This is a genomic window from Geobacillus sp. E263 (assembly GCF_007197795.1).
Lineage (GTDB): Bacteria > Bacillota > Bacilli > Bacillales > Anoxybacillaceae > Parageobacillus_B > Parageobacillus_B toebii.
In genome coordinates, this window is record NZ_CP041632.1 from 1,275,576 (window position 1) to 1,291,525 (window position 15,950).

The window sequence follows — 15,950 nt, forward strand, 5'->3', positions numbered from 1 at the left end:
AACGCAGCTCCGCTCCTTTTCTATTGCCTCTATTTTTGTCGAAATGTATAATATTGAATGATTGTGTTACATACATTGCGTTGCAACAGATGTTGGAGGGAAAAGTACGTGAAAACAACAATTGCAGAAGTAAAAAATTACGTAGGACAAGAAGTAACCATTGGCGCTTGGCTTGCCAACAAGCGTTCTAGTGGAAAAATAGCCTTTTTGCAATTGCGTGATGGAACAGGTTTTATTCAAGGAGTTGTCGAAAAAGCAAACGTAACAGAGGACGTTTTTAAAATTGCCAAATCCATCACACAAGAAACATCGTTATATGTAACAGGAACGGTGCGTATCGATGAACGTTCTCCATTCGGTTATGAGCTTTCCGTCACGAATTTAGAAATTATCCATGAAGCGGTTGACTATCCGATTACTCCGAAAGAACACGGCGTAGAGTTTTTAATGGACCATCGCCATCTTTGGCTTCGTTCACGCCGTCAGCATGCGATTATGAAAATTCGCAACGAAGTGATTCGTGCGACATATGAATTTTTCAACAATCACGGTTTTGTGAAAGTTGACCCGCCGATTTTGACGGGCAGTGCGCCGGAAGGAACGACGGAATTATTTCATACAAAATATTTTGATGAGGACGCCTATTTGTCGCAAAGCGGCCAGTTATATATGGAAGCGGCGGCAATGGCGCTTGGTAAAGTATTTTCGTTCGGTCCGACATTCCGTGCTGAAAAATCAAAAACGCGGCGCCATTTAATTGAATTTTGGATGATTGAACCGGAAATGGCGTTTTATGAATTCGAAGATAACTTAAAACTTCAAGAGGAATACGTTTCGTATATTGTTCAGTCTGTATTGAAAAATTGCCAATTGGAGTTAAAGACGTTAGGACGTGACACGGCAAAGCTCGAGCTTGTTAAACCTCCATTCCCGCGCATTACATATGATGAGGCGATACAACTTTTGCATGAAAAAGGGTTTAACGACATTAGCTGGGGCGACGATTTTGGCGCTCCTCATGAAACAACGATTGCCGAAAGTTTTGACAAGCCTGTATTTATTACGCATTATCCAACCACATTAAAACCGTTTTATATGCAGCCGGATCCAAAGCGTCCAGAGGTCGTGTTATGCGCGGACTTAATTGCGCCGGAAGGCTACGGAGAAATTATTGGTGGCTCAGAGCGTATCCATGACTATGAATTGTTAAAGCAGCGCCTTGAAGAGCATAACCTGCCGATGGAAGCGTACAAGTGGTATTTAGAGTTGCGTCAGTACGGTTCCGTTCCTCACTCTGGATTCGGTTTAGGACTTGAACGCACGGTTGCTTGGATTTGCGGCGTCGATCATGTTCGCGAAACGATTCCGTTCCCGCGTTTGTTGAACCGTCTTTATCCGTAAAGAAATCCCCCGAAAAGGGGGTTTTTTTATCTCATTATGCTATACTATAATTGAGGTGCATCCGTATGGATAAAAAGAAAATGGCCGAATGGCTGTCACAAGGAAGCATTGCCATTCCAAAATTATTATTGAACCACTATAAACATCTCGGTTTGTCTGAAACGGAATTCGTGCTATTGCTCCATCTGCATTCCTTTATTGAAGAAGGAATTTTATTTCCCACTCCAGCTGAGTTAGCCGAAAAAATGACAGCCACTCCTTCCGAGTGCATGGAAATGCTTCGTAAATTGCTGCAAAAGGGGTTTATTTCGATTGAAGAGCATATGGATGAGCGGGAGATTCGCAGTGAAAAATATTCGCTGCAGCCGCTTTGGGAAAAGCTTGTTCATTATTTATACACCGAGTCGCTAAAAGAAGAAAAACAAGAGCGGCAAGAGGAAGAGCAAAGTTTGTATACCGTGTTTGAACAAGAGTTTGGCCGCCCGCTCTCTCCGTTTGAATGTGAAACATTATCGATGTGGATTGACCAGGACGGACATAGTCCGCTCATCATTAAAGCGGCGCTTCGTGAGGCGGTGTTATCAGGAAAATTAAACTTCCGTTATATTGACCGTATTTTATTTGAATGGAAAAAGAATGGAATTCGCACGATCGAGCAGGCGCAAAATTACGGAAGAAAATTCCGAAAACATCAGCAGTCAGCCAAATCGATACAACCTGTGCAAAATGAGTATAAACAAACGATTCCATTTTTTAATTGGCTGGACTCGTAAGCGAGAGGCGTTGTCTCTCGTTTTTCTTTGCAAGTAGGACAGGAGAAAGGAGAAGATGGATGCTTACGAAACAACAAATTCGCTATTGTCTAGATAAAATGGGAGAAATGTTTCCCGACGCACATTGTGAGTTAGTGCACCGGAATCCGTTTGAGTTATTAATTGCTGTCGTCTTATCCGCCCAATGTACGGACGCATTAGTCAATAAAGTAACGAAACGTTTATTTGAAAAGTATAAAACTCCGGAAGACTATGTGGCTGTCCCGCTTGAAGAACTGCAGCAAGATATTCGTTCGATTGGGCTTTATCGCAACAAAGCAAAAAATATTCAAAAATTATGCGCGATATTAATGGAAAAATATAATGGACAAGTGCCGAAAGATCGCGATGAGCTAATGAAATTGCCGGGAGTCGGACGGAAAACGGCGAACGTGGTTGTTTCTGTCGCCTTTGGTATACCCGCAATTGCTGTGGATACGCATGTCGAGCGCGTCAGCAAGCGGCTCGGTTTTTGCCGATGGGATGCTTCCGTATTGGAAGTCGAGGAAACGTTAATGAAAAAAATTCCGAAAGAAGAATGGTCGATTACACATCATCGCATGATTTTTTTCGGCCGTTATCATTGTAAAGCGCAGTCTCCGCAATGTCACGTTTGTCCGCTTCTTGATTTATGCCGGGAAGGGAAAAAGCGGATGCGCAAAAAGGGGGAAAATGATGCGCGTACCAAATGAGTTTGCTCATCCACTGTTTTTTCATGAAGGAGAAGTCATTGCAATAAAGGATGAGCAGCCTTTTCCGCATATGATGAAAATCGTTTATTTTTATTACGATATGATCGAACGCGAACCATTTCCTTGGAATAATATCGAACAGTCGATTCCTGCAGTGCTGCAGTTATGGAGCGAGGAAAAAGAACGATTAGAAAGATGCTTTGCCAAACGCGACCGCCGCTCTGCTCGCGCTCCGATGATCCGGGGGCTTTCTTATTTGCTTTCCTGTTTATTTTGGCTGAACGGAAAGCGAGTAAAAAACGTGCGTCATTGGCAAGAAGAAATACATGCGCTGCCGGTGAAACCGGTCAATTGCTCGGAACGGCTTCAATTTGTTTTTGACCGTTGTGATATATATCATTCATTTATTCAGTTGAGCGAATTATTGGAGGAAACGGCAAAATTAGCGTACAAACAAATGGCAATAAACAAAAGGATGTCTCGATAGGCGAGACATCCTTTTGTTATTGTTTTTTAATTTTCACTTTCTTGTTTTATGACATTGGAACGATAAGGATTGGTTCCAATAGCGTTGTTATGCTGGGTATTATGAGTATTACCATTATTTGCCCCATTAGGAGGGGTATTGCCGTTATTTCCCCCGTTGTTAGGCGGGGTATTTCCATTGTTTCCTCCGCCATTGTTGTTATTATTTTGCGGCGGAGGAGTTGTCGGATTGGTAGATGGCGGCGTCGGGGAAGTAGTGCCATCAGAATTGCCATTATTATTGCTATTATCATTGTTATTGCTGTCTTCGTTAGTTCCATTATTATTATTTTCATTTGGTTGTTGTTCGATATTTTCACCTTGATTTGTTTGATCAGAAGGAGAAGTTTGATCTTGATTTTCCTCTCCTTGTTGGTTTTGTTCTTCCCCTGGCACTCGTACGCTAGTCAATGCTGGTCTGCTTTGGATTTTTCCATCTTTTGCGTAAACAGCGAATGTGTAAGTGCCTGGTGTTGGATTATTGACAGTAATCGCTTTTTCTCTTGTCGTAACGACATTTTGCTCGCCTTTGTCATTTTTTATACGAACTTCAAAGATGGCGTTGTCGTTGCTATAGTTCCATGAAACAGAAATGGAGTTTGTTTCCGCGTTATACGCCGCTTGCAAATTCGTTACTGATGGCAATGTTTCCGGTTCGTCTTTCGCTGTTTCTGTCGGTTCCGTTCCTCTGACGAAACATTCGTAACTAATTTCGCTTTCTGGCGTATATTTGCTTGCTAGTTTTGGCGGATTAGTGCCTTTTTTAATCGGCAGTTTTACAACGCTATTCGGCATTTTAAAATCGCTGCCGCCATCATCTACGTAGGAAATGACCTGTTTAAATAAAAGGCGTGAAATCTTCTGCTCATATTGTGATAAATCAGCGGTGCTGCTGCGTTTGCTGAATCCGGTCCAAACCGCTGCCGTATAGTTTGGTGTATAGCCGACAAACCAGCTGTCCGGTACGGCGCGTTCAGATAGACCGTATTTTCTCGCCACTTCGCTAGGATAGTTCGTTGTTCCCGTTTTGCCGGCAACATGAAGCCCTGGAACGTTCGCAAGCGTACCCGTTCCGTATTGGACAACCGATTTTAACATATCTGTAATCATGTACGCTGTATAATCTTTCATCACTTTTTTCGGTTTTGGTTTTAAGTTCATCTCTGTGCCGTCCGGAAAGACGATTTTCGTGACAGCGTGCGGCTTAATATATACCCCATTATTGCCAAAAGCACTATAAGCTCCAGCCATTTGCAATGGAGAAACACGGTTTTCCAATCCGCCGATCGCATACGCTTCATGCACTTCGTCCAATCCCATGCCGAGTCTGTTAGCAAATTCTTTTGCACGCTCTTTTCCAACAGCTTGAAGCGCTTTTAACGCTGGAATGTTGCGGGATTTTGCCAAAGCATAGCGTATGGTCATCGGACCTAAATATTTTCTATCAGCATTTCGTATCGGCTTTCCGTTAGAGTAAGAGTATGGTTCATCGACGATTTGATGGGCAGTCGACCATTTTAAGTATTCAATTGCCGGACCGTAATCTAAAATTGGCTTAATGGATGACCCAGGCTGACCGACTGGTTGAATCGCATAGTTAAACCCAAACGTTACCTTTTCGCGATGGCGTCCGCCGCCAAGCGCGCGAATTTCGCCTGTTTTTGTATCAACTAGCGCGATTGCCGACTGCAAGTCTTTTTTATCTGTAAACAACGTATCGGAATTTAATAAATCCTCCACATGTTTTTGCGCATCTTGGTCTAGCGTTGTATAAATTTTTAATCCGTCTTCAAACACGTTAACATTCGCTTGATCGGTAACTTCTTTAATAACTTCATCGATAAACGAGTCATACGGAATAGAGTTATCATGTTTTTTTCGTTCAACCAGCATCGATTTGATCGGTACTTGCTTTGCTTTTTCCGCTTCCTCTTTTGTGATAAAGCCATGTTTTGCCATTAGCGATAATACAAGATCCCGGCGCTTTTTCGCAGCTTCCGGATGGTCATATGGGTTGTAGTTGTTTGGGCTTTGAGGCATTCCCGCAAGCAAAGCCGCTTCAGGAAGCGTCAAGTCTTTTAAATCCGTCTTTCCAAAATAATATTCCGCGGCTCTAGCCACGCCATAAATGCTGTCTGAGTAATAAACTTTATTTAAATACATTTCTAAAATTTCCTGTTTCGAATACTTTTGTTCCAAACGAAGGGAAAGCCATAATTCTTGCGCTTTTCGTTTTAACGTTTTTTCCTGTGATAAGAAAGTAAGTTTGGCGACTTGCTGAGTGATCGTGCTTCCGCCTTCGGCCCCGAACCCTTCTTTTATGTTAGCAACAACAGCGCCGGCAAGCCGGATAAAATCCACGCCGTGATGCTTGTAAAAGCGAACGTCTTCTGTCGCCAAAACAGCGTTTTCTAACACTTTTGGAATATCTTTATAAGAAATATAGGTTCGTTTGTAACCGCCGAGCTCCGCCACTTTACGGCCATTCATGTCATAAACAGTGGACGATAAAGGGTCTTTAATTTTTGCTTCATCAAACGGCGGCGCATCTTTAATGAAATAGGCAAATGTGGCAATTCCTCCCACCATTCCTATCATCATGAACAATAAGACAGCAACCGTTAATTTTTTAAAGAGCGATGTACCTTTTTGTTTTTTCGCTTTCTTTTGCCTTGCTCGCTTGGATGCTTGTTTTCGTTCCACACGAGAACGATATTCACCAGACATAAGCGAATCCTGCCTTTCTTATGAAATTTACATCTGTTAATGAGAAAAGTAGACTTTTTCTACTACACTAATATAATCAATTCTCGGTTGGTAGCCAAGTGCAATGTAATGGCCGTACCGTTCGATTTCTCGTTTCGGGATGGATTTTCTTCCTCCTGATCGTTGTTGTTCCCAAAACATAATCAAATGGTTCGCATCAAGAAGATAAACTTCATTCAGTGTAGTAAAACGCAAAATGACAAAACAAATTCCCCCGTGCCGCAATACTTGTTGCATATGATGAATTTGGTGTTCATGGAAATTTTTTAATGGAAACGATGTTTTATTTTTCGTTTCTTTTGCTTCAAAATCAATGTATTTCCCACGATATACACCGTTGTAGTCAGTGGTGGATGCTTGTTTAAAATATGCTTCTTTAATGACTGCGGCACTTCGTTTTGGGTAGTCGACACGAACGATTTGCACCGGCGTCGGTTTTTTATAAATGACGGCAATCCCGTGTTCGCGGTAATATTCGTTTGTTGCATTCAAATCTTCTTCTAGCGTCATTCCCCGATTTCCGTAGTTTGTCTGAAATGGATGAATCGGCTTGTTTATTTGTTTTGTTTCATACGTTTTGCCTCCAGGATATTTAAACATAATCTTCATCTCCTTTGAATGTTTTCTATTATACCATAGGAAATCGAGAAACGGGTGCAATAAGCGTCTCAATTCATCCTTTCACATACATGATTACGCAGACAATTTTTTTCTTGACCGTATTTTACATATGTCGAAATTGTTCGAAGTAATGATTGCGGACACTTTCTTTGCCGAAATAGTTCTAGTTTTGTCATATAGGAAGGGAGTCAAGGTTTTATCGCGAATTGATTATCATCATTGAGAGATGGGAGGGAAAATAACAGTGGATCAGCGGTGGGTCAAAAAAGAGGAAGTGGAAAAACAACTATATGAAATTTTCCAATTAATACAGCAAGTAGACGCCAAAATGGAAAAAGTGATCGAAGATATCATTGAGGAGCGTTATGAACAAAACCAAACACAGTTTGATCGATTAGAGCAACAATTGGCGAATGTCGAAGAGCAATTAGATGATTTTGCGGAAGGAGAGGATCCATCACTTCCATTTGCTTCAAAGCTTTACTTTGTGTAAGTTTTTTCCCTTCAGCGCAAATGGTATGGTATAGTTAAAAAGGACGCTTGGAGGGAAATCGCCATGGAAAAGCAGTTAAAAGTGTTGACAGAAAAGTTATTGGACTACAATAAGCAATTGTTATATATTTCGCAGCAAGCTCAAGAGCAACAAAAGGAACCGGATTTTTTTGAAGAGGTAAAGCCATTTGCTGATCAAGTAAAACAAGTAGTAGACGAATGGAAACAAATGGCGCTTTTATGGGTGAAAAAAGTACGACCAAAGCATATTTACGAAGTACAAATTGAAACGGCAGGAGAAAATATCGAAAAAATATGTGTGGAAGCATTTTATCCATCGGTCCCACATCGGCGCATCAAGCAATTTTGCCGATCGATTGAATATACGTTGTTGCTTATCGAAGAACGCTTAGAAGAGAGCGTTCAGCAATGATAGACGGAAGCTGTCTTCGATGTAAAAGAAGACAGCTTTTTTATTATAAATCTTTTTTCACCTTTACAGAAACAGGACCGCTGTTTTCTGTTGCGACGGTTCCAATTTCATATTCGACGCGCTCTGTCGCTTTTGGCGAAACATTGTTTCCATGCTTCGGTTTCTCATGGTCATGGCCTTTTAGCTTATGTTGAAAATGGACGCCTCTACCCATTGCAAACACCCCCTTGTTATTACTTTGGCAAAAAAAAAGAGAAGTATACAAAAAAAGAAAGGGAAAAGCAACCCTCTCAGGATTTATAAGCCGATATATTCGTTTTTATTATCTGGTTTATAAGCACCAGCGAGTTCCAATTCACGAACAAGATCACGGTACTGTGCAATCGTGATCTCTCCTCGTAAATACATTTGCCGCGCAAAATCAAGCAGCTCATTCACATCAGTCGGTTCATAGTTTTTTACTGCGATAAATTTGTTTTTTAATTCCGCCATGTTCATCCTGCTTTCCCCCTTCCCCTTTTATATATAAATAATAGTACCATAAGAAGATGGGATTTTTTTAAATTCGGAAAATTAAAACTTCCGACAATTCATGACATGTCCATCCTCACGTTCATCTGTTTTTGCACATATACTATGTCAGCCTAGAAATTGGGGGGAGTAGATGTATGTATCGATATCCACGTCCTTTATCCACGCCATTTTCTCCTTATGCGCCATATCACCATGCGTGGCATCCATATCCATATGCCCCGCCGTTTCCTAGCTATTTGCCGATCGGGCATCATCAACATACCGCTGTGTCTCCGTACCCTGCGCCATACCCAAAACCTGGTCCTTTGTTAACACCGCCATCACCTGGTATTCAGTCGTTAATGGCACAGTTTAAAAAATCCGATGGCACATATGATATTAATAAAATGATGAACACCATGGGGCAAATGATTAATACCGTTAATCAAGTAAACGGGGTGCTTAAAGGATTAATTAACACATTTAAAAAGTAAACTCCTCCGCGGACGTTCGTGGAGGAGTTTGCTTTTTAAATGAGCAGCTCATACACTTCATTTAATTGATATACTCGCTCAAAATCGCGCTCATCCATCGCGTAGCGAATTTCATGAGGCAAAATGCGGTCTAAAAAAGCGGCTTCTTTTTGCGACAGGTCGCGGACGAATTCGCTTTCACTTTTGTATGGTTTGCTGAGCAGTTTTTTATAAATGCGGCGTGGGGTGTCATCATGGTATTCTGTATAGTTCGATAAAATTTCCCGCAAATAAGCAAGCGTCTTTTCCATTACGTTTCCTCCCCTTTAAAAAACGTTTCAAATGTTTTGCTGACGGTTTGTTTTCCATGTGTGTACGGGTTTTCTTCGGTAACTTGCTTCGGATCCAGATTCGTTTTTATGACTACCATCGGTTCATCAGATGGTTCATTAATGAGCCGGTCGGTTAATCGATCAAAATCAGGCAATGACTTTTTCATCATCCGCACCTTCTAGTAAGTAGAGTGAGTTAACCGTGACAAAAGTATGTATGATGCATAGCGGTTAATAAAATAGAAAACAGCATAAACTAACGAAGACAGATCCGTTTTTATGGAGGTGACTGGATGTGACAAATCGCAATGACAATCGCGAACAAAAAAACAAATATCCAAACAATCGTGAAAAAACCGCGAAAGAATGGGATATTCAAAAAGACCCGACTCCTGAAATCAATAATAAATACGGAAGTAAATCACATAAAAATTCATAATATAAGAAAGGGCTGCCCATGTTTTGGACATGCCCTTTTTCTTATTCGATATCGATATATTTTCGCTTTTGCGGCAGCCGGATGATCAGTTTGCCGTTTTTCCATGACGCCTTTACTTCTTTTTCACTTACTGCGTAAGGCAATGGGATTACGCGAGCAATATGTTGATGCATTCGTCGTTGTTGATAAAAATGACTTTGTTCGTCTATTGATTCGATCATTTCATTATTTTGGATGATAAGCTGTAAATGATTATCGATAAATTCCAACTGAATCTGGTTTCGTTTTACATTAGGAAGATGAGCGATAATCGTATATTCATCTTTCGTTTCGCGAACATCAATTGGAATATAGGTGTGGGAAAGCGTTTTCTGGAAGTATTCATCGAGCGTTTCCATCATTTTTTTTAACGGTCGTTCATCAAAAAATTGGTCGACCATTTCCCATAAATGTTGGAGCGGGTTACTATTTCCCTCTTTTTTCATCGGCGGCTGAAAATGATCGCTCATTCCCCCATAGCCCTCCTTTCGCATGGCATTCCTTAGTTTAAATGTATGTGCAGTAATGGAAAAAAGTCACTCTTATTTTTACTTGATGAAACCGACAAAGAACGTTATATCCAAACAGTACGAGGCGCTGGATATGTGATGCGGTCATGAAACTTTTTCGATCGGAAAACGTCTCATTAAAATGGAAGCTTACTTTTCTTTCTGCAATCGCTATTTTTATTACTTATTTTGTTTTCACGTTTTTGCAATATCATGTGGTGAAGCAATGGTTGTTAAACGAAGAAGAAAAAGCGATGAAAAAAACGGTTGAAGAAATTGAAACTTATTATGCGGAAAAACGTAATCTATCATGGAAGGATATTCGTCAAAGCAAACAGCTGCTCGAAGAATTAAACGAAAAATATCAATTGATTCGGGTGCTTGATCGTAAAGGAAACGTTGTTGTCTCTGTTTCTAACGGCGCTTCCATTTCCTTATCGCCAAGCGGTGCTCCAAAAGAGTTGCAAATGGATTATCATTTTGTAAACGATGAACGTTTCATTATTTTACGGGAGCCTTTACATACTTCGACCTTGAATGGAACGATTGAAATTGCACGCCGTCTTGTGAAATTTCAACAAATGATGAATATGCTGTTTTTCATCATGACTGTCATTGGGGTCGTGGCAATGATTATGAGCGCTTTCATCAGCAGGCTTGTTGCCTAAAATTTTGTTGGACGTCTAAAAACGTTAACAAAAACAATGATGGATATTAAAAATAAAGGGATGAAAAAGCGCATCGACGTTCCAGCTTCTAATGATGAAATGTCGGAACTAATGATGATGTTCAATAAAATGATGGACGAGATTGAGCAATTGTTTGATCAACAAAAACAATTTTTCAATTTGTGATCGATGATTTATCGAGTAAAGCGGCGCGAATTCGGATGACGAAATATCATTTTGAACAATTGTTGTTAATTGTATTAGATAATGCGGTAAAATATTCGCAACAAGCAAAACAAGTGACCATTTCGATCAAAGAAGAAGAGCGGTTTGTTACGGTTGCGGTAAGAGACTACGGGATCGGAATACCACGGGATCAATTAGAAAAAGTATTTTTGCGGTTCTACCGTGTGGATAAAGCGAGAAGCCGCGAAAAGGGCGGCGTTGGTCTTGGATTAGCCATCGCAAAAGAAATGATCGATAAATACGATGGGCAAATTACGATTGACAGTGAGGTCGGCAAAGGAACAACCGTTGAGCTATCGATTCCTAGAGGAAAGTAAAGAAAGGTGAGATCAAATGGAACATCTTCACGAAAGTACGATGATGCAGAAAAAAAATATCCAGCACGTCGTAGAAAAATTTCGCAAACGAGGAGTAAAAATTGCGACTTGCAAACCGCGGACAATGATGTCATTATCTTGCATGGAAGAAATCGAGGCGGAAAAAAATAGAGCATGAAAAAGGTGGAAAACGATGGATATTCATTGTCAGAAGATCATCCCTGCGATGAAAACGATGAAAGATTTTGAGAAATTTTTAAATAGCCGCTATATTTATGGAGTGTTATTAGAAGTGCATATTTCTCAACTGAAAAGCGTGTTTCATTACGCGCGGCAGCATGGAAAAAAACTGATCATTCATACGGATTTAGTTCAAGGGTTGAGCCACGATGAGCATGCGGCGGAATATTTATGCCAAGAATTTCATCCGTACGGGCTTATTTCTACGAGGGGAAATGTCATCACCAAGGCAAGACAAAAAAAGGTGCTTGCCATTCAGCGCATTTTCTTGCTCGATTCACATGCGCTTGAAAAAAGCTATCAATTGATTGAAAAAACAGAACCTGATTGCATTGAGGTGATCCCTGGGGCAATGCCTCATATTATTCGGGAAGTAAAGGAACGAACAGGCAAACCGATTTATGCCGGCGGCCTTATTCGCACCGTGGACGACGTTGAGCGCGCGTTAGAAGCAGGGGCGGTTTCCGTAACCACTTCGAATAAAGATTTATGGAAACACTATGAGTGTTTTTTGTAAGAAACATGAAAACAGTCATTTCAAAAAGATACCATATTTCACTAGCCAAACAAGCTGTTTTTCGCTATAATAAAAGTAAGTTAATAATAAGTCAGGAGATCAGGAGAGACCATGCATGCATGGTAAGCGGAAGCTTATCGTGTTTGCAATGGTCTCTTTTTGTCTTTTAACAATAAAGGAGGAATTTTTTCATGACAGCGACATTGTTTTCAAGCAAACAACATCGTCAACGTTTGGAAGAAATGAGCAAAGAATATTACGATGTATTAGTGATAGGAGGAGGCATTACCGGCTGCGGTATTGCGTTAGACGCAGTCACGCGCGGCATGAAAACGGCGCTTGTGGAAATGCAAGATTTCGCGGCAGGTACTTCCAGCCGTTCGACCAAGCTCGTACACGGCGGACTTCGTTATTTGAAACAATTCGAAGTAAAAATGGTGGCCGAAGTGGGAAAAGAGCGGGCGATCGTTTATGAAAACGGTCCGCATGTCACTACGCCAGAGTGGATGCTTTTGCCGATTCATAAAGGGGGAACGTTCGGCAAATGGAGCACATCTATCGGCTTATGGGTATATGATCATTTAGCCGGGGTGAAAAAAAGCGAACGACGAATCATGTTAAATGCCCAACAAACATTGCAAAAAGAGCCGTTGATTAAACAGGAAGGCCTTCTAGGAGGCGGCTATTACGTCGAATATCGTACGGATGATGCCCGTTTGACGATAGAAGTCATGAAAAAAGCGGCGGAATTCGGCGCTCATGCCGTAAACTATACGAAGGTGGAAGAATTTCTTTACAATGAAAGCGGCAAGGTGATCGGTGCGCGATGCCGCGATCAGCTAAGCGGCCGCACTTACGAAATACGCGCGAAAAAAGTGATCAACGCTGCCGGGCCATGGGTAGATACGCTGCGGGAAAAAGACCATTCAAAAACGGGGAAAATGCTGCAGCTGACAAAAGGAGTTCATATTGTCATCGATCAAAAACGATTTCCGTTGAAACAAGCGATTTATTTTGATACGCCGGACGGCCGCATGGTATTCGCGATTCCACGCGATGGAAAAACGTATGTCGGCACGACCGATACGTTTTACAACGGAGATATTGCCAACCCGACAATGACAAAAGAAGACCGCGATTATTTACTGCGTGCGATTCGCTATATGTTCCCATCCGTAAACATTACCGCGGATGATATTGAATCAAGCTGGGCGGGTGTTCGGCCGCTTATATATGAAGAAGGAAAAGACCCATCGGAAATTTCACGCAAGGACGAAATTTGGCAATCTCCAACAGGGCTGATTACGATTGCTGGCGGAAAACTAACCGGTTATCGGAAAATGGCAGAAACGGTCGTCGATTTAGTTGCGAAACTGTTGGAAAAAGAAGAAGGACGAACATTCCGTCCATGCCAAACAAAACATTTACCGATTTCCGGCGGAGATGTTGGCGGCTCACAGCAATTGCCAGCCTTTATCGCGAAAAAAGCCGAAGAAGCGGTGCGCTATGGTTTTACGAAAGAAGAAGGGGAACGATTAGCGAAAATATACGGCACCAACGTCGATCAATTATTTGAACTAAGTGAACAATACGATGATTCATGCGGCCTTTCCCGCGAGCAGTTTGTTCGCCTTGTATATGCCATTGACTATGAAATGACCGCAAAACCGATTGATTATTTCATCCGTCGTACTGGCGCGCTATTGTTTGATATCGCTTCTGTTCGCCGCTGGAAAGACCGCGTCACTGCCTTTATGGCCAACTATTTGCAATGGACGGAAGAGCAGACGGCAGCCTATGCAGAAGAACTGGAAAAAGCGTTGCATCAAGCGGTTGTTCCGAGTGAACATGATTAATAAGATAAGTAAAAGCGTTTCGGGAAGCGGCGAGGTCTCACTAAGACTATTTTAAAGGATGGTGCTCAATCCTATTTTCTTGAGCACCATTTTTTATGTATTATAGATAGCATACAATTGTTTTTTACTGAATTTTTACTTAAAATAAATAAAAATAATGCAAGCGATTACATCTAATTATTGTTAAGTTGATGAAGAGGGGGGATAAAGATGGGGATTACATATAATCCAATTGATTTTACTTGGCTGTTAGAACCAGGCGAGTCGTTTCAAACACCTGAAGTTGTCATGGTGTACTCAGATAAAGGGCTAAACGGGATGTCGCAAACATACCATCAGCTATATCGAACTCGTTTGGCGCGCGGAGTATATCGGGATCGCGAGAGACCAATTCTTATTAATAACTGGGAAGCGACGTATTTGGATTTTAATGAAGAAAAAATTTTGCGCCTTGCGAAAACAGCGGCAGAATTAGGAATTGAGCTATTTGTGTTAGATGACGGTTGGTTTGGCAAACGCGATAATGACCGCAGTTCGTTAGGAGATTGGTTCGTCAATAAACAGAAGCTGCCAAATGGACTAGAAGGGCTGGCAAAAAACATTAACCAAATGGGCATGCAGTTTGGTCTATGGATAGAACCGGAAATGGTTTCAGTGGACAGCGAGCTGTATCGGAAGCATCCAGACTGGTGCCTTCATGTTGGAAATGCGCGGGCATGTGGCGATGTCGGGAAACTTTGGCTATGAACTGGATTTGACAAAGTTAAGCGAAGAAGAAAAAGCCATTGTCAAGCAGCAAGTCGCATTTTATAAAGACATTCGCCGTCTTGTGCAGTTTGGAACGTTTTACCGAATATTAAGCCCATTTGAAGGAAATGAAACGGCATGGATGTTTGTAGCGGAAGACAAATCAGAAGCGTTTGTCGCCTATTTTCGCGTGCTGGCGGAAGCGAATGCACCGCTGTCGTTCTTGCGGCTTAAAGGGCTGGATCCAAATAAAGATTACGAAATCACCGGAAGCGGAGAAGTGTACGGCGGCGATGAACTGATGTATGTGGGACTGAATGTTCCGGAGCGCCGCGGCGATTTCATCAGCGTCATTTGGCATTTAAAAGAATCACATTAATAAAGTAAGACCGGTGTCTAGAATGCGGCTAGACACCGGTTTCTAGTTGAGAGAGTCTTTCTAAAATCCGCCGCTTCCGATACAGTATTTTCCCTGTTTCAGCGATATCTTTAATAAAAGCTCTATTAAACACCGCACCAAAAATAATGCCGACAATTGGAACAAATTGAAACAGCTTTTTCCAGCCGTATTGGTCACGGAATGTCATCATCACTTCACGCCATCCTTGGATTTGGGAAAAAACTTGCCGATGCTCGTTGGAAAATGACGTAAGCTCGTCCAAAATCGCTTTTTTGCCGACAATATCAGCGGAAGTAAATTGTAAACATTTCACAATAAAAATACGTTCTTTTTTCTCTTTCGGGTTATAACCGTAAACAATGGCGATTTCCTGTAATGTTTTTAACGCAAGACCGAGCAATGCCGGAATGTCAATGGCAAGTGTCAGTATTCCGCCGACACCTGTCGTTGCCCCCTGGTATTGCGCGAATGTTACTCGCGATTGAATCAACTCATCACAAACGCGGTCCATTGTCGCAAGCGGCAGATGTGCAGCTTGTTGCACCGTTGTGACGTGGAGTTTCTCTAATATTTTTTCTTCATTGACAAGATATTGCCCGCCTGTTTGTATATAACTTCCTAATTCGTCAAGCAATTGCCCGAGTTTTTTATGTACGATGCTCGGTGTCAGCTGATCAAGTACTTTAAACGGCAAGCGCCCAAGTTTTTCCCAAAACCATAAGTCTTTTTGGTCTTGTTCCCAGCGGTGGATTGATTGCAGTTCTTGTTCTAATACTTGTTTTGTTTCCATTGGATAACCCCCCTTATATATAAGATGATGGAATAAGCTACTTCTTATACGTTTTCCAAAAAGAAAATGTTTCTTTTTTATTGATCCATAATAAAATTTTTACTAAAATATTTACTAAAGGT

At 41.5% G+C, this 15,950-nt stretch carries 22 protein-coding genes and 1 pseudogene; 15 read left to right on the top strand and 8 right to left on the bottom strand.

Annotation, left to right across the window (positions count from 1 at the left end; translation table 11 throughout):
- Positions 1 to 108: 108 nt before the first annotated feature.
- From asnS to FNL97_RS06650, 4 genes are all read left to right on the top strand, one after another.
- A complete protein-coding gene (gene asnS / locus FNL97_RS06635; protein WP_143415244.1) occupies positions 109 to 1,401 on the top strand; it encodes an asparagine--tRNA ligase in 1,293 nt (430 codons plus the stop codon).
- A 65-nt stretch (positions 1,402 to 1,466) separates the two neighbouring features.
- Complete coding sequence (locus tag FNL97_RS06640) at positions 1,467 to 2,174, top strand: DnaD domain-containing protein (RefSeq protein WP_015864245.1); 708 nt, start codon at positions 1,467 to 1,469, stop codon at positions 2,172 to 2,174.
- A gap of 59 nt (positions 2,175 to 2,233) precedes the next feature.
- The gene (gene nth, locus FNL97_RS06645) at positions 2,234 to 2,905 is read left to right on the top strand and encodes an endonuclease III (RefSeq protein WP_062678512.1); all 672 of its coding nucleotides are present in this window, start codon (positions 2,234 to 2,236) and stop codon (positions 2,903 to 2,905) included.
- The gene (locus FNL97_RS06650) at positions 2,889 to 3,392 is read left to right on the top strand and encodes a YpoC family protein (protein WP_143415245.1); all 504 of its coding nucleotides are present in this window, start codon (positions 2,889 to 2,891) and stop codon (positions 3,390 to 3,392) included. The genes nth and FNL97_RS06650 overlap by 17 nt, the downstream gene beginning before the upstream one ends.
- A gap of 26 nt (positions 3,393 to 3,418) precedes the next feature.
- Here FNL97_RS06650 and FNL97_RS06655 read toward each other — a convergent pair whose 3' ends face one another.
- Entirely contained in the window at positions 3,419 to 6,157 is a 2,739-nt protein-coding gene (locus tag FNL97_RS06655) for a PBP1A family penicillin-binding protein (RefSeq protein WP_143415246.1), read from the bottom strand.
- 36 nt (positions 6,158 to 6,193) lie between these two features.
- Complete coding sequence (gene recU / locus FNL97_RS06660) at positions 6,194 to 6,799, bottom strand: Holliday junction resolvase RecU (protein ID WP_081189457.1); 606 nt, start codon at positions 6,797 to 6,799, stop codon at positions 6,194 to 6,196.
- A gap of 262 nt (positions 6,800 to 7,061) precedes the next feature.
- Here recU and FNL97_RS06665 point away from each other — a divergent pair, with 262 nt between their 5' ends.
- Positions 7,062 to 7,310: a hypothetical protein gene (locus tag FNL97_RS06665; protein ID WP_143415247.1), complete on the top strand. Its 249-nt coding sequence runs from the start codon at positions 7,062 to 7,064 to the stop codon at positions 7,308 to 7,310.
- A 63-nt stretch (positions 7,311 to 7,373) separates the two neighbouring features.
- Positions 7,374 to 7,742: a YppE family protein gene (locus FNL97_RS06670; RefSeq protein WP_062678507.1), complete on the top strand. Its 369-nt coding sequence runs from the start codon at positions 7,374 to 7,376 to the stop codon at positions 7,740 to 7,742.
- Positions 7,743 to 7,785: 43 nt separating this feature from the next.
- Here FNL97_RS06670 and FNL97_RS17925 read toward each other — a convergent pair whose 3' ends face one another.
- Positions 7,786 to 7,956, bottom strand: a complete 171-nt coding sequence (locus tag FNL97_RS17925; RefSeq protein ID WP_162839696.1) for a hypothetical protein — start codon at positions 7,954 to 7,956, stop codon at positions 7,786 to 7,788.
- Between the two features lie 83 nt (positions 7,957 to 8,039).
- Positions 8,040 to 8,240: a YppF family protein gene (locus FNL97_RS06675; RefSeq protein WP_062678506.1), complete on the bottom strand. Its 201-nt coding sequence runs from the start codon at positions 8,238 to 8,240 to the stop codon at positions 8,040 to 8,042.
- A gap of 170 nt (positions 8,241 to 8,410) precedes the next feature.
- On the opposite strand from FNL97_RS06675, the gene FNL97_RS06680 reads away from it, so the two are divergent.
- Positions 8,411 to 8,749: a YppG family protein gene (locus tag FNL97_RS06680; protein WP_062678505.1), complete on the top strand. Its 339-nt coding sequence runs from the start codon at positions 8,411 to 8,413 to the stop codon at positions 8,747 to 8,749.
- Between the two features lie 35 nt (positions 8,750 to 8,784).
- On the opposite strand, the gene FNL97_RS06685 is transcribed toward FNL97_RS06680, so the two are convergent.
- Positions 8,785 to 9,039, bottom strand: coding sequence for a sigma-G-dependent sporulation-specific acid-soluble spore protein CsgA (locus tag FNL97_RS06685; RefSeq protein WP_062678504.1), 255 nt, complete (start codon positions 9,037 to 9,039; stop codon positions 8,785 to 8,787).
- Positions 9,039 to 9,227 carry a hypothetical protein gene (locus FNL97_RS06690; RefSeq protein ID WP_062752683.1) on the bottom strand — a complete coding sequence of 63 codons (189 nt, stop codon included), beginning with the start codon at positions 9,225 to 9,227 and terminating at the stop codon, positions 9,039 to 9,041. Before FNL97_RS06690 ends, FNL97_RS06685 begins: the two co-directional genes overlap by 1 nt.
- A gap of 128 nt (positions 9,228 to 9,355) precedes the next feature.
- Here FNL97_RS06690 and FNL97_RS17930 point away from each other — a divergent pair, with 128 nt between their 5' ends.
- Positions 9,356 to 9,499: a hypothetical protein gene (locus tag FNL97_RS17930; RefSeq protein WP_172713567.1), complete on the top strand. Its 144-nt coding sequence runs from the start codon at positions 9,356 to 9,358 to the stop codon at positions 9,497 to 9,499.
- Between the two features lie 41 nt (positions 9,500 to 9,540).
- Here FNL97_RS17930 and FNL97_RS06695 read toward each other — a convergent pair whose 3' ends face one another.
- Positions 9,541 to 10,008, bottom strand: coding sequence for an Hsp20/alpha crystallin family protein (locus tag FNL97_RS06695; protein WP_089097833.1), 468 nt, complete (start codon positions 10,006 to 10,008; stop codon positions 9,541 to 9,543).
- 146 nt (positions 10,009 to 10,154) lie between these two features.
- Here FNL97_RS06695 and FNL97_RS18320 point away from each other — a divergent pair, with 146 nt between their 5' ends.
- The 7 genes and pseudogenes from FNL97_RS18320 to FNL97_RS06720 all read left to right on the top strand — a co-directional run.
- Positions 10,155 to 10,715 carry a hypothetical protein gene (locus FNL97_RS18320; protein ID WP_286173498.1) on the top strand — a complete coding sequence of 187 codons (561 nt, stop codon included), beginning with the start codon at positions 10,155 to 10,157 and terminating at the stop codon, positions 10,713 to 10,715.
- Positions 10,716 to 10,751: 36 nt separating this feature from the next.
- The gene (locus FNL97_RS18325; protein ID WP_286173500.1) at positions 10,752 to 10,901 is read left to right on the top strand and encodes a hypothetical protein; all 150 of its coding nucleotides are present in this window, start codon (positions 10,752 to 10,754) and stop codon (positions 10,899 to 10,901) included.
- Between the two features lie 35 nt (positions 10,902 to 10,936).
- The gene (locus FNL97_RS18330) at positions 10,937 to 11,278 is read left to right on the top strand and encodes a sensor histidine kinase (protein ID WP_233131648.1); all 342 of its coding nucleotides are present in this window, start codon (positions 10,937 to 10,939) and stop codon (positions 11,276 to 11,278) included.
- 16 nt (positions 11,279 to 11,294) lie between these two features.
- The gene (locus FNL97_RS17935; protein WP_162839694.1) at positions 11,295 to 11,456 is read left to right on the top strand and encodes a hypothetical protein; all 162 of its coding nucleotides are present in this window, start codon (positions 11,295 to 11,297) and stop codon (positions 11,454 to 11,456) included.
- A 15-nt stretch (positions 11,457 to 11,471) separates the two neighbouring features.
- Positions 11,472 to 12,035 carry a glycerol-3-phosphate responsive antiterminator gene (locus FNL97_RS06710; protein WP_062678501.1) on the top strand — a complete coding sequence of 188 codons (564 nt, stop codon included), beginning with the start codon at positions 11,472 to 11,474 and terminating at the stop codon, positions 12,033 to 12,035.
- Between the two features lie 191 nt (positions 12,036 to 12,226).
- Entirely contained in the window at positions 12,227 to 13,891 is a 1,665-nt protein-coding gene (locus FNL97_RS06715; protein WP_143415248.1) for a glycerol-3-phosphate dehydrogenase/oxidase, read from the top strand.
- Positions 13,892 to 14,095: 204 nt separating this feature from the next.
- Positions 14,096 to 15,017, top strand: a pseudogene (locus tag FNL97_RS06720) (alpha-galactosidase); the annotation flags it as partial.
- A gap of 28 nt (positions 15,018 to 15,045) precedes the next feature.
- Here the strand turns inward: FNL97_RS06720 and FNL97_RS06725 are convergent.
- Positions 15,046 to 15,828, bottom strand: a complete 783-nt coding sequence (locus tag FNL97_RS06725; protein WP_143415249.1) for an EcsC family protein — start codon at positions 15,826 to 15,828, stop codon at positions 15,046 to 15,048.
- Between the last annotated feature and the right edge of the window lie 122 nt (positions 15,829 to 15,950).